Origin of the sequence: Isoptericola sp. NPDC056605 (assembly GCF_042792795.1) — a bacterium.
Classification (GTDB): Bacteria; Actinomycetota; Actinomycetes; order Actinomycetales; family Cellulomonadaceae; genus Isoptericola.
The window spans coordinates 57,060-69,579 of sequence record NZ_JBHTVT010000015.1 but is presented as its reverse complement, the minus strand read 5'-3'; the positions used below and the strand labels follow the sequence as shown (position 1 = coordinate 69,579).

The 12,520-nt window shown below is 74.5% G+C and carries 10 protein-coding genes; all 10 read right to left on the bottom strand.

The annotated features are described in order from the left end of the window. Positions 1-62: 62 nt before the first annotated feature. Positions 63-365 (bottom strand): MoaD/ThiS family protein, encoded by a 303-nt coding sequence (locus ACFQ8Y_RS15605; protein ID WP_430552053.1) that lies wholly within the window; start codon positions 363-365, stop codon positions 63-65. A gap of 5 nt (positions 366-370) precedes the next feature. Continuing rightward, positions 371-1,480 (bottom strand): GTP 3',8-cyclase MoaA, encoded by a 1,110-nt coding sequence (moaA, locus tag ACFQ8Y_RS15600; protein WP_430586075.1) that lies wholly within the window; start codon positions 1,478-1,480, stop codon positions 371-373. Positions 1,481-1,484: 4 nt separating this feature from the next. Then, on the bottom strand, positions 1,485-1,817 hold the full coding sequence (locus ACFQ8Y_RS15595; protein ID WP_430552055.1) for a DUF6457 domain-containing protein: 333 nt from the start codon (positions 1,815-1,817) through the stop codon (positions 1,485-1,487). Continuing rightward, positions 1,814-2,557: a molybdenum cofactor guanylyltransferase gene (locus ACFQ8Y_RS15590; RefSeq protein WP_430562824.1), complete on the bottom strand. Its 744-nt coding sequence runs from the start codon at positions 2,555-2,557 to the stop codon at positions 1,814-1,816. Before ACFQ8Y_RS15590 ends, ACFQ8Y_RS15595 begins: the two co-directional genes overlap by 4 nt. A gap of 1 nt (position 2,558) precedes the next feature. Then, complete coding sequence (gene glp, locus ACFQ8Y_RS15585) at positions 2,559-3,866, bottom strand: gephyrin-like molybdotransferase Glp (RefSeq protein ID WP_430586074.1); 1,308 nt, start codon at positions 3,864-3,866, stop codon at positions 2,559-2,561. A 97-nt stretch (positions 3,867-3,963) separates the two neighbouring features. Beyond that, positions 3,964-5,193 (bottom strand): nitrate/nitrite transporter, encoded by a 1,230-nt coding sequence (locus ACFQ8Y_RS15580; protein ID WP_430552058.1) that lies wholly within the window; start codon positions 5,191-5,193, stop codon positions 3,964-3,966. A 72-nt stretch (positions 5,194-5,265) separates the two neighbouring features. Further along, positions 5,266-6,024, bottom strand: coding sequence for a respiratory nitrate reductase subunit gamma (gene narI, locus ACFQ8Y_RS15575; protein WP_430552059.1), 759 nt, complete (start codon positions 6,022-6,024; stop codon positions 5,266-5,268). Next, on the bottom strand, positions 6,015-6,761 hold the full coding sequence (narJ, locus tag ACFQ8Y_RS15570) for a nitrate reductase molybdenum cofactor assembly chaperone (protein ID WP_430586073.1): 747 nt from the start codon (positions 6,759-6,761) through the stop codon (positions 6,015-6,017). Before narJ ends, narI begins: the two co-directional genes overlap by 10 nt. After that, positions 6,758-8,446 carry a nitrate reductase subunit beta gene (gene narH, locus ACFQ8Y_RS15565; protein ID WP_430586072.1) on the bottom strand — a complete coding sequence of 563 codons (1,689 nt, stop codon included), beginning with the start codon at positions 8,444-8,446 and terminating at the stop codon, positions 6,758-6,760. The genes narJ and narH overlap by 4 nt, the downstream gene beginning before the upstream one ends. Further along, the gene (locus ACFQ8Y_RS15560) at positions 8,443-12,282 is read right to left on the bottom strand and encodes a nitrate reductase subunit alpha (RefSeq protein WP_430586071.1); all 3,840 of its coding nucleotides are present in this window, start codon (positions 12,280-12,282) and stop codon (positions 8,443-8,445) included. The genes narH and ACFQ8Y_RS15560 overlap by 4 nt, the downstream gene beginning before the upstream one ends. Positions 12,283-12,520: the final 238 nt, after the last annotated feature.

Here is a 12,520-nt window from a genome sequence, read left to right as displayed (position 1 = left end):
GTGATCAGGGCCTGAACCGGCCCTGGCCCGGCGTCTGAGCCGGCGCCCCGTAGGGCGCCGGCTCAGCCCCCGGCGAAGGGCGGCAGCAGGTCGAGGCTCGCGCCGGCCGGCACGACGTCGGACGGCGCGGACCGGCGACCGTCGAGCAGCACGCTGCAGCGCTCCAGCACGGGCGCGGCCGCGGGCGTCGCGGCGGCCAGGCGGGCGACGACGTCGGCGACGGTCGCGCCCGCCGGGACGGCGAGCGTCTCCTCCGAGCGCCCGAGCGCGGCGCGCGCGGCGGCGAAGTAGCGCAGCGCCACCGTCTGCTCGAGGCCCGGCGCCGCGTCCGTCGGCCGGCCCGGCGCCGTCGTCTCCTGGGTCATGCGTGTCATCCTCCGATGGCGCTCATGGTGCGCTCGGGCTGCGTGAACCCCGAGCTGTCGAGGTCGGTGCCGGAGCCCGTGTCGCTCATGCCGTGCCCGGCCTGCTTCTCCCACATCGCGGCGCGCCACAGGTCGGCGAGCACGGCGTCGTCGGCGCCCGCGCGCAGCGGCCCGAGCAGGTCGGTCTCGGTGTGCGCGAACAGGCAGTCGCGCACGCCGCCCTCCGCGGTGAGGCGGGTGCGGCGGCAGTCGTCGCAGAACGGCTCCGTCACCGACGCGATGATGCCGACGCGCCCCAGGCGCGCGCCGTCGGCGCCGCGCACGACGAACCGCTCCGCGGGGGCGCCGTCGCGCGGCTCCTCGTCGGCCTCGAGGGCGAACCGGGTGCCGAGCTGGTCGCGCACCTCGGCCGCGGTGACCATCGCCGCGCGGTCCCAGGCGTGGTCGGCGTCCAGCGGCATCTGCTCGATGAACCGCAGCTCGAAGCCGCGCTCCAGGCACCAGGCCAGCAGCTCGGCGGCGTGGTCGAGGTTGACCCCGCGCACCAGCACCGCGTTGATCTTCACGAGGTCGAACTGCTGCGCCGCGGCGTCGATCCCCGCGAGCGTGCGCTCGAGGAACGGGCGCCGGGCGAGCGTGGCGAACGTGTCCGGGTCGAGGGTGTCGAGGGAGACGTTGACGCGGTCCAGCCCGGCCTCGCGCAGCGCGGCGGCGCGGGAGTCCAGCCCGACGGCGTTGGTCGTGAGGCTCAGCTCCGGGCGCCGGGGGAGGGCGGCGCAGTCGCGCACGATCTCCACGAGGTCGCGGCGCAGCAGCGGCTCCCCGCCGGTGAACCGCACCTGCCGCACGCCCAGGTCGCGCGTCGCGATCCCGACGAGCCGCACGATCTCCTCGCGCGTCATCACCGAGTCCTTCGGCAGGGTCGGCAGGCCCTCGGCCGGCATGCAGTACGTGCAGCGCAGGTTGCAGCGGTCGGTGAGCGAGACGCGCAGGTCGGTCGCGACCCGGCCGAACGTGTCGACGAGCCCGCCGGTGGCAGGCCGGTCCGCGGGCAGCCGCACGTCGGGCACGCCCGCGCCGGGCAGGCGCGGCATCCCGAGGGAGACGGTCGTCATCCGATCAGCTCCCCGCCCCGGTCCCGGTGACGGCCTCGGCGCCGGGGCCCGGGTCCTGCCAGGACAGCGCCGACGACGTCGCGCGGTCGAGCGCGTCGGAGGACTCCCCGCGCGCGGCGGCCAGCCCGGCCGCGTAGCCGACCGCGTACGCGGTGACGGGGGCGGCGGGCCGCGCCACCTGGTGCGCGGCGTCCCGCGCGAGGTCGAGCACCGCGCCGACGTCCACGCTGCGCGGGGGCAGCCCGAGCTCCGCCTCGAGGGCGTCCACCCACCGGTCCAGCACGCTGGAGCCCGGCTCCGAGGCGCGGGGGGCGGCGGGGGGAGTCTGGTCGGTCATCGGGGTCCTCCCGGGCGGTCGGTCGGCGGTCGGGTCGTCGCGGGTCCCGTCCCGGCGCGGGCAGCCACGACCGTGTGGCTTCCTGTGTGGAGTCCTACCGTAAGCCGTCGCAGGTCGTCCCAGGTGTCGACGTCCGCGCTCGCGCCGACGTCGTCGGGCACCTCGACGCAGGACAGCTCCGCGACCAGGCGGCGCACCGGCACCCCGGCGAGCGCGGCGGGGTTCCCCGGCCCGGCGACGGCATCGAGGGCGCGGCGCAGCGCGTCGCGCCGGTACAGGCCGACCAACCACTGCGCGCGGCCCGCGCGGACCAGGTACGCGCCGTCGGACGTGGTGCTCCCCGGCCCCGCGACGGCGGCGCGCAGCACGGGCACCGCGTCGCCCGCCCGGGGCACGTCCACGGCGAGCACCAGCACCCACGCCGGCGCGTCGTGACCAGGGCCCGGCGCCGCGTCCAGGGCCCGCAGCCCGGCGTCGAGCCCGGCGACGGGGCCGCCGAACGGCGGGTCCTCGCGCGCGACGAGCACCTCGCGGCCGGGCGGCAGCGCGGGGTCCGGGCCGACGACGACGGTGCGGTCGGCGTCGCGGGCCGCGGCCAGCGCGCGGTCGAGCAGCGTGGCGCCGTCGAGCACGACGGTCGGCTTGGGCACGCCGCCGAGGCGCGTGGCGCGTCCGCCGGCGAGGATCACGGCGTCGTACCGGAGGTCGTGCCGCGCGGGGGCGGCGCCGTCGGGGGCCACGTCAGGTCCCGGTGCCGAACGGCAGGTCGAGCGGCAGCACGTCGAGCTCGTCGCCGGCCTCGACCTTCTCGACGTCCGGCGGGACGAGGGCGAGAGCGTCGGCACCGAGCAGGGTCGACGTCGCGTGGCCGCCCGAGCGGTGGTCGGCGCCCGGCGCCGTGGCCCGCGCGACCGCGCCCGACGGCAGCGTCCGCACCGGCACGACGTGCGTGCGACCCGGCGGGCTCGGCCACGCCTCGGCGGCGGGGCGCCGCACCGGCCGCGCGGGCTCGCGGCCCGCGAGGACGGCGACCGCGGGACGGACGAACAGCGCGAACGACACGAACGCGCTCACCGGGTTGCCGGGCAGCGCCACCCACGGCACCCCCCGCCAGCGCGCGAGCGCCTGCGGCCGGCCGGGTCGCAGCGCCACGGCGGCGACGTCGACGTCCGTCAGCCGCGCGTCGTCGGCGTCGAGCACCGCCCGTACGACGTCCGACGCGCCCGCCGACACCCCGCCGGTCGTGACGACCAGGTCGACCGTGCCCGAGCCGCCGGGCGTGCTGCCCACGACGCCGTCGAGGGCGGCGCGCAGGGCGTCGGCGTCGTCGGGGACGGCGCCGACGCGCACGACGTCGGCGCCCGCGGCCCGCGCGAGCGCCGTCAGCAGCAACGAGTTGGAGTCGGGGATGCGGCCCGCGCCCGCCACGTCGCCGGCCGCGACGAGCTCGGAGCCCGTCGACAGCACCGCCACGCGCGGCCGTGGGCGCACCGGCAGCTCGGTCAGCCCGCCCGAGGCCGCGACGGCGACCAGCGCCGGGGTGACGGCGTCGCCCGCCCGGCCGAGCAGGTCGCCGGGCCGCACGTCCTCGCCCCGGTGCCGCACGTGGGCCCGGGGCTGCCGGGCGAGGGTGACCTCGCGCTCCGTCGTCGGGCCGCCCGCCACGAACCGGCCCGTCGACGTGCGCTCCACCGGCACGACGGCATCCGCCCCGCCGGGCACCGGCGCGCCGGTCATGATGCGGACCGCCCCGTGTCCCCCGAGAACGCGCCCAGGATCGGGGGGCGAGCCGGGGCGGAGGTCGCCGACGACGGGCAGGGTCACGGGGGAGCCGTCGGCGGGCAGGTCGGACAGACGCACGGCGTAACCGTCCATGGCGGCGGCGTCGAACGGCGGCACGAGCGCGACGGAGCGGACCTCCGCGCCGAGCGAGCGACCGGGCGGCTCGACGGCGAGGTCCGCCAGCCCGACGTCCTGCACGGGCAGCGGCGCGACGCGACCCAGCACGGCGGCGACGTGCTCCGCCAGGCTCCGCGGCGTGGTGGTCATGGGGCCACGCTAGGCCGGGGACGTGTCGCCTGTGCGGCGCGGACCTCACGGCAGGTCGCGTGCCGGGGTGAGGGGGCGCGGGGCGCGGGCACCGCCGTCATCCGGCGTTCGCCCGCACGCGCTTGCGCACCGGGCCGAGCGTGAACAGCAGGGTGAGCAGCGCCGTCAGCGCGAGCAGGCCGAACCCGATGCCGTAGTCGCCCTGCGCGCCGTAGACGGCGCCCATGATGAGCGGCGGGATGAAGCCGCCCAGGCCGCCCGCGGCACCGACCACGCCGGTCACGGCGCCCACCGTCCCGGGCGGTGCCATCTTCGCGACGAGGGCGAAGGTGGCGCCCGACGACCCGCCGAGCGCCGCCGCCATCGCGAGGAACGCGACCGTCGCCACGGGGATCAGGGCGGGCTGGAAGATGATCACGGCGGCACCGACCGTCACGACCGCGTAGCACACCAAGTTCACCGCGACGCCGCCCACCTTGTCCGACAGGGTGCCGCCGAGCGGCCGGCAGACCACCGCGAGCACGACGAAGCCTGCGGTGCGGAACGACGCGTCGCTGGCGCTGAGGTCGTACGCGTTCTGCAGGAACGTCGGCAGGTACACGGAGAACGCGACGAAGCCGCCGAACCCGATCGCGTACAGCCAGGACAGCTGCAGCGTGGCGGGGATCTTCAAGGTCGCCCAGGTGCGCGCCCACATGCCGCCGCCGGTGCCCGGCGACCAGGCGGGGGAGTCCTGGAGCAGTGCCCGCGAGGCGAGGGCGAAGACCGCGAGGAACACCGACACGATGATGAACGGGGCGCCGTCGCCCCACGCGTCGCGGATCGGCACCGTGGAGAACGACGCGATGGCCGTGCCGCCCATGCCGGCGCCGAAGATGCCGATCGCGGTGCCGCGGCGGGCCGGCGGGTACCAGTTGTTGACGAACGGGACGCCGATGGCGAAGGTCGTGCCGCCCAGGCCGAGGAAGAACCCGCCGATCAGCAGCCACACCAGGCTGTTCGCGACGAACCCGATGAACAGCACGGGGATGATCGTCAGCGCGCTGCACAGCGGGAACATCACCTTGGCGCCGAACCGGTCGGTGAGCGCGCCGATCGGGATGCGGCCGAGGGACCCGACGATCACGGGGATGGCCACGAGCACGGACACCTCGAAGTCGCTGAGGTCGTACAGCTCGCCGTAGCTCTTGCCCAGCGGGCTCAGCAGCGCCCACGCCCAGAAGCAGATCGCGAACCCGATCGTCGCGAGGGTGAGCTGGGTGGCGTTGCCCTGCACGGCCGGGGCGGTCGGCGCGTCGGCCGGTCCGGGGGTGGCTGCCGAGGTCATGGTTCCTCCAGTCGTGACGGACGGACGGTCGGGTCGGAACGTCGGGTCGGACCGTCGGGTCGGACGGTCGGGTCAGCGGGGCGGCGTCGTCGGGTCCCACCCGGGTCGCGGCGCCCGGGACGACACGGACGCCTCGCGGGAGCGGTAGACCACGTAGGGCCGGAACGGGTACTGCACGGGGGCGGAGAACGCGTGCACCAGCCGGGTGAAGGGCCACAGCGCGAACAGCAACATCGCCGCGACGATGTGCACCTGGAACGCGGCGGGCACGCCCTCCATGAGCGCGGGCTGCGGCTGGAGGTACCAGAGCGACCGGAACCAGGGCGAGATCGTCTCCCGGTAGTCGTACCCGTGCCCGCCCGCGAGGATCTGCGTCTGCACGGTCGCCCAGGCCCCCGACAGCAGCGACGCGGCGAGGAACACGTACATGGTCTTGTCCATGCGCGTGGTCGCGAGGAAGACGGGGCCGGTGGAGCGGCGCCGGTAGATGAGGATGAGCAGCCCGGCCACCGCGACGACGGCGGCGAGCGACCCCATCGACGTGGCGATGAAGTGGTAGAACCCCTCGCTGACCCCGACGGCCTCCGTCCAGGTGTTCGGGATCACGAGCCCGAGGAAGTGCCCCAGCACCACGAACAGCAGCCCGAAGTGGAACAGCGGCGAGCCCCAGCGCAGCAGGCGCTTCTCGTAGAGCTCGCTGGACCGGGTGGTCCAGCCGAACTTGTCGTACCGGTACCGCCAGATCGACCCCACGACCAGGACGGCGAAGGTCACGTAGGGCAGCACGACCCAGAGGATGATCTTGTCGGCCCCCGCGTCCGTCAGGCCCATGGCAGGTCCTTCCCCTCGTCCCCGTACCCCGTGTCATCGGCGCCGCTCGCCCCGTACCCGCTCAGCCCCACCAGCTCCGCGGGCGGCCCGGCGGCCACCAGGTCGGCGACGCGCTCGGCCGTGGCGGCGTCGACGGGCGGGAGCGTGAGGCTCACGGCCTCGACCGCCGCCGTCCAGGGCGAGCGCTGCGCGGCGAGCGCCGAGCGCAGCACCTCGATGCCGTCGCGGTGGGCCGCGAGCAGCGCGCCCGCGATCCGGGCGCCGTCGGGCCCGCCGCGGGCGGACAGCTCCAGGACGGTCGGGAGGTAGTCGGGCAGCTCGTCGCCGGTGGTCTCGAACCCGGCGGCGCGGTAGGCCTCGACGAACCGCACGAGGGCGGCGCCGCGCTTCCGGGTGTCGCCCGCCGCGTAGTACGACAGGTACATGGCGCAGCGGCGCTTGAGGTCGAACGTCGCGACGTACCGGGCCTGCAGCGCGGCGACGTCGTCCGGTCCGTCGGCGTCGAGGAGCGTCGTGGCGAGCCCGGCGAGGCGGTCGCGCACCGGGGCCGGCAGGGGGGCGACGGCGTCGCGCACGGTGGGCGCGGCCGCGAGGGTCGCGTCGTCGGGGTAGGCGAGCAGCACCGACGCGGCCATGTGCGCGACGGCGCGGTCGCCGTCGGGCAGCGGCACCGGCGCGAGCGGGTCGAGCCGCTTCGCGCGCACGCCGGGGCGGGGCAGGAACGCGAGCCGGCTCACGACCGGCCCTCCTCGTCGCCGGTCCCGCCGCCGCCGGGGGCGCCGTCGTCCCCGGGCGGGAACAGGCCGCTGGGCCGCCCGTTGCCGTCCCAGTTGAGCAGGTTGACGCGCCCGGGGGTGGACGGGCCGTAGGGGGAGTCCGCGGTCTGCCGGGCGGCCAGGGCGTGGAAGTTCTCCACGGCGACCGGGGTGGGCTGACCCGACGACGAGCCGAACGGGCCGGCGCCGCCCATGCCGGGGCCGCCCTCGAAGTCGAGGGAGCAGGCCATCTCCTCCAGCTCGCGCGCGACCTCGGTGTGCGCGGTGGGGATGACGTACCGCTCCTCGTACTTCGCGATGGCCAGCAGGCGGTACATCTCCTGGACCTGGTCGCCGGTCATGCCGACGGCGGCGGCGTGCTCCTCGGGGAACTCGCGCCCGAGGTTCACCTCGCGCATGCCCGACCGCATCGCGGCGAGCCGGCGCAGCACCCGCTCGACGGGCCCGGTGTCGCCGGCGGTGAACAGCCCGGCGAGGTACTCCAGCGGGATGCGCAGCTGGGAGATCGCAGCGAAGAGGGTGCGCCCGTCCTCGCCGTCGTTGCCGGAGCTGGCCACCACGTCGACCACGGGGGACAGCGGCGGGATGTACCAGACCATGGGCAGCGTCCGGTACTCGGGATGCAGGGGGAGCGCGACCTCGTAGTCGGAGATGAGCTTCCAGATCGGGGAGCGCTGGGCGGCCTCGATCCAGTCGTCCGGGATGCCCTCGCGGCTGGCCGCGGCGACCACCTCGGGGTCGTGCGGGTCCAGGAACACCGACCGCTGCGCGGCCAGGAGGTCGTGCTCGTCCTCGATGGCGGCGGCCGCGCCGACCTTGTCGGCGTCGTACAGCACCAGGCCGAGGTAGCGCAGGCGTCCGACGCACGTCTCGGAGCACACGGTGGGCAGCCCGACCTCGAGGCGCGGGTAGCACAGCGTGCACTTCTCGGCCTTGCCGGTCTTGTGGTTGAAGTAGACCTTCTTGTACGGGCAGCCGGTGACGCACATGCGCCAGCCGCGGCACTGGTCCTGGTCCACCAGGACGATGCCGTCCTCGACCCGCTTGTACATCGCGCCCGACGGGCAGGAGGCGACGCACGACGGGTTGAGGCAGTGCTCGCAGATGCGCGGCAGGTAGAACATGAACGTCTGCTCGAGCTCCTCGGCGACGTGCTCGCTCATGTGCTTGAGGATCGGGTCGTCCTGCATCGTCGCGGTGGAGCCGCCGAGGTCGTCGTCCCAGTTGGCCGACCACTGGATCGACATGTCGTCGCCGGTGAGCAGGGACTTCGGCTTGGCGACCGGCGTGTGCTCGCCCTGGGGGGCGCTCAGCAGCATGTCGTACTCGTACGTCCACGGCTCGTAGTAGTCGTGGATGGACGGGAGCTTCGGGTTGGCGAAGATCGACGCGAGCTTCTTGGCCCGCCCGCCCGCGCGGAGCTTGAGCTTGCCGCGCTTGGTGCGCACCCAGCCGCCCTGCCAGGTGTCCTGGTCCTCGTAGGTGCGGGGGTAGCCGAGGCCCGGGCGGGTCTCGACGTTGTTGAACCAGACGTACTCCGTGCCCGTGCGGTTCGTCCACGCCTGCTTGCACGTCACCGAGCAGGTGTGGCACCCGATGCACTTGTCGAGGTTCATCACCATCGACATCTGGGCCATGACCTTCACGAGTAACGCACCTCCTGCGAGCGGCGTCGGATGACGGTGACCTCGTCGCGCTGGTTGCCGGTGGGGCCGAGGTAGTTGAACGCGTAGGTGAGCTGCCCGTACCCGCCCGCGAGGTGCGTGGGTTTCAGCAGGATGCGCGTCAGGGAGTTGTGGATGCCGCCGCGGCGGCCGGAGGTCTCGGCGAGCGGCACGTCCACCGTGCGGTCCGTGGCGTGGTGCATGTACACCGTGCCCTCGGGCATGCGGTGGGAGACGACGGCGCGCGCGACGACGACGCCGTTGCGGTTGACCGCCTCGATCCACTCGTTGTCCGCCACGCCGATCTTCGCGGCGTCCGCCGGGCTCATCCAGATGTTCGGGCCGCCGCGCGACAGCGACAGCATGAACAGGTTGTCCTGGTACTCCGAGTGGATGGACCACTTGGAGTGCGGCGTCAGGTAGCGCACCGCGACGGCGGCGTGCCCGGTGCCGCTGCCGTCGGGGCCGCCGTCGTCGAAGGCGCCGGGCCGCGGCGAGTCGCCGAACAGGTGGTGCAGGTCCAGCGGCGGCCGGTACACGGGCAGCTGCTCGCCCAGCTCGATCATCCAGTCGTGGTCGAGGTAGAAGTGCTGGCGGCCGGTGAGCGTGTGCCACGGCTTGAGCCGCTCCACGTTCACCGCGAACGCCGTGTACCGGCGCCCGCCGTGCTCCGAGCCGGACCACTCCGGGGAGGTGATCACCGTCGTCGGCCGCGACTGCACGTCCGGGAACGTGACGCGCTTGGCCTGGTCGTCGGCGGCGAGGTCCGCCAGCCGCTGCCCGGTGCGCTTCTCCAGGTGCTCGAACCCCTGCACCGCGAGGCGGCCGTTGGTCGTGCCGGACAGGGCGAGGATCGTCTCGCACGCGTGGGTGTCGCGGTCCAGCCGGGGGCGCCCGGCCGCGGGGCCGGACGTCACCAGGCCGTTGACCTGCCCGAGCTTGCGCACCTCCTCGTCCGGCATGAACGCGACGCCCTTGGTGGCCATGCCCTTGGTGTCCGTGAGCGGCCCGAGCGCGGCCATGCGCGCCGCGAACGCCGGGTAGTCGCGCTGCACCACCTGCAGGCGCGGCATCGTCACGCCCGGCACCAGCTCGCGCTCCGCGGGTGGCGCGCCCGCGTCGGTGAGCGTGCCGTGCGGCACCGCGAGCTCGTCGGGGGAGTCGTGCAGCAGCGGCGTGGCGACCAGGTCCTCCCGCACGCCCAGGTGCTCCTCGGACAGCTGCGAGACCAGCCGCGCCAGCGTGTGGAACGTGTCGAAGTCGGTCTTCGTCTGCCACGGCGGGTTGATCGCCGGGTTGAACGAGTGCACGAACGGGTGCATGTCCGTGCTCGACAGGTCGTGCTTCTCGTACCAGGTGGCCGCGGGGAGCACGACGTCGGAGAACAGCGTCGTGCTCGTCATGCGGAAGTCCATCGTGACGAGCAGGTCGAGCTTGCCGCGCGGCGCCTCGTCGTGCCACGTCATCGACGCCGGACGGCGGCCCTCCGGCGCCTCGTCGGCCAGCACGGAGGCATCCGTGCCGAGCAGGTGCTTGAGGAAGTACTCGTTGCCCTTGCCGGAGGAGCCCAGGATGTTGGCCCGCCAGATCGTCAGCACCCGGGGGAAGTTCGCCGGGTCGTCGGGGTCCTCGCAGGCGAACCGCAGGTTCCCGGCCTTCAACTCGTCCACGACGTGCTGCTCCGGCTCCTTGCCCGCCGCGCGCGCCTCGTCCACGAGGTCCAGCGGGTTGCGGTCGAACGTCGGGTAGCTCGGCATCCAGCCGCGCTGCGCCGACTCCACCAGCGAGTCCGCCGTCGTGCGGCCTGCCAGGACCCCGGGCGCCAGCGGGGACGCGAGCGCGTCGGCCGGCATCCCGTCGTACCGCCACTGGTCCGTGGCGAGGTAGAACCAGCCCGTGCCGATCATCTGGCGCGGCGGACGCGCCCAGTCCAGGCCGCCCGCGTACTGCGCCCAGCCCGTGATCGGCCGGCACTTCTCCTGGCCCACGTAGTGCGCCCAGCCGCCGCCGTTGACGCCCTGACAGCCGGTGATCGTCGTGAGCGTGAGGAACGCGCGGTAGATCGTGTCCGAGTGGAACCAGTGGTTCGCGCCCGCGCCCATGATGATCATCGACCGGCCGCCGGAGTCCTCGGCGTTCTGCGCGAACTCCCGGCCGATCTGCGCGGCGTCCGCGGCGCGCACGCCGGTGATCTCCTCCTGCCAGGCGGGGGTGCCGGGCGCCGTCGCGTCGTCGTAGCCGGTGGGCCACTCGCCCGGCAGGTCGAGCTCGGCCCGCTCGACGCCGTACTGCGCCAGCAGCAGGTCGAAGACCGTCGTCACCAGGTGCCCGCCCACCCGCCGGGTCGGCACGCCACGCGTCAGCACGCCCTTGCCGCCCAGGTGCGCCTGCTCGGCGGCGTCCCCGGCACCGGCGTCGGCCTCGGGCACGACGTCGAACCGGGGCAGCAGCACGGCTGCCGTGCCCAGCTCGCCCGGCGCCGCCCCGGCGCCGTCGGCCACCGACAGCAGCGGGTCGACGTCGCCCAGGTCCAGGTTCCACCTCCCCTCGCCCGCCTCGCCGTACCGGTCGGCGAGCGTCCCGTTCGGCGCGACGACCGTGCCGTCGGCGTCCAGGAGCAGGGTGCGGAAGCTCGGGTTCGCCGTCGCCCGTGCGCCCGGCAGGACGGCGTCGTCCACGTCCGAGGCGGTGAGGAACTTGCCCGGCACGTACGCGCCGTCCTTCTCGTCCAGCCGCACCAGGAAGGGCGCGTCCGCGTACCTCTTGAGGTAGTCGACGAACGGCGCGGTGCGCTTCTCGACGAGGAACTCCCGCAGGATCACGTGCCCCATCGCCATCGCCAGGGCTCCGTCGGTGCCCGGCTGCGGCGCCAGCCACTGGTCGGCGAACTTCGTGTTGTCCGCGTAGTCCGGCGAGACCGACACGACCTTGGTGCCGCGGTAGCGCGCCTCGGCCATGAAGTGCGCGTCCGGGGTGCGGGTCACCGGGATGTTGGAGCCCCACATGATGAGGTACGACGAGTTCCACCAGTCCGCCGACTCGGGCACGTCCGTCTGGTCGCCGAACACCTGCGGGGAGGCGACCGGCAGGTCCGCGTACCAGTCGTAGAACGACAGCATCGTGCCGCCCAGCATCTGCACGAACCGTGCCCCGACGCCGTGCGAGACCATCGACATCGCGGGGATGGGGGAGAAGCCCGCCACCCGGTCCGGCCCGTGCGCCTTGATGGTGTGCACGTGCGCCGCCGCGACGATCTCCGCCGCCTCGTCCCACGTGGCCCGCACCAGGCCGCCCTTGCCGCGTGCGCTCTTGTACGCCCGCGCCGTCTCCGGGTCGGAGGTCAGCCGCTCCCACGCGAGCACCGGGTCGCCGCCGACCGCGGCCTTTGCCTCCCGGTACGCCCGCAGCAGGACGCCGCGCACGTACGGGTAGCGCACCCGCGTGGGCGAGTAGGTGTACCAGGAGAACGCGGCGCCGCGCGGGCAGCCCCGCGGCTCGTACTCGGGGGAGTCCGGCCCGACCGACGGGTAGTCCGTCTGCTGCGTCTCCCACGTGATGATGCCGTCCTTGACGTACACCTTCCACGAGCACGAGCCCGTGCAGTTCACGCCGTGCGTGGAGCGCACCACCTTGTCGTGCGACCACCGGTCCCGGTAGAAGACGTCACCCTCGCGGCCGCCCTTGAGGAACAGCTGGCGCAGGTCCTCGGACACGTCCCCCTTGCGCAGGTGCTTGCCGAGCCGCAGCAGGGCGTCGGCGGCCCCGGTCGGCGGCGCCGCCCCGAGGTCGGTCGTGACGGGCGGACGGGTGGTCGACATGCGCACTCCTGGGGCTGGGGAACCGTAGAGTCACTGCTTCGCATCATGGGCCCGGACCTGGGGCAGCGCATGTCGAACCCTCCTGCTCACAGGCCCGCCGGGCCGGCTGTGCGTTCGTGCTCACGCGCATTTCACGGCCCGGCGTCAGGCATCGAAACACCGTCTTCCTAGCGTCGGACCACCGGCCCGACGACGCGCCGGCGGCACCTACCCACCGCCCGCGTCGTCGGGCCCGCGC

Bases quoted from the DNA above. Each gene is read 5' to 3' on its own strand.
- ACFQ8Y_RS15605 (WP_430552053.1), bottom strand. From the start codon at position 365: ATGACCCAGGAGACGACGGCGCCGGGCCGGCCGACGGACGCGGCGCCG.
- moaA (WP_430586075.1), bottom strand. From the start codon at position 1,480: ATGACGACCGTCTCCCTCGGGATGCCGCGCCTGCCCGGCGCGGGCGTG.
- ACFQ8Y_RS15595 (WP_430552055.1), bottom strand. From the start codon at position 1,817: ATGACCGACCAGACTCCCCCCGCCGCCCCCCGCGCCTCGGAGCCGGGC.
- glp (WP_430586074.1), bottom strand. From the start codon at position 3,866: ATGACCACCACGCCGCGGAGCCTGGCGGAGCACGTCGCCGCCGTGCTG.
- ACFQ8Y_RS15580 (WP_430552058.1), bottom strand. From the start codon at position 5,193: ATGACCTCGGCAGCCACCCCCGGACCGGCCGACGCGCCGACCGCCCCG.
- narI (WP_430552059.1), bottom strand. From the start codon at position 6,024: ATGGGCCTGACGGACGCGGGGGCCGACAAGATCATCCTCTGGGTCGTG.
- ACFQ8Y_RS15560 (WP_430586071.1), bottom strand. From the start codon at position 12,282: ATGTCGACCACCCGTCCGCCCGTCACGACCGACCTCGGGGCGGCGCCG.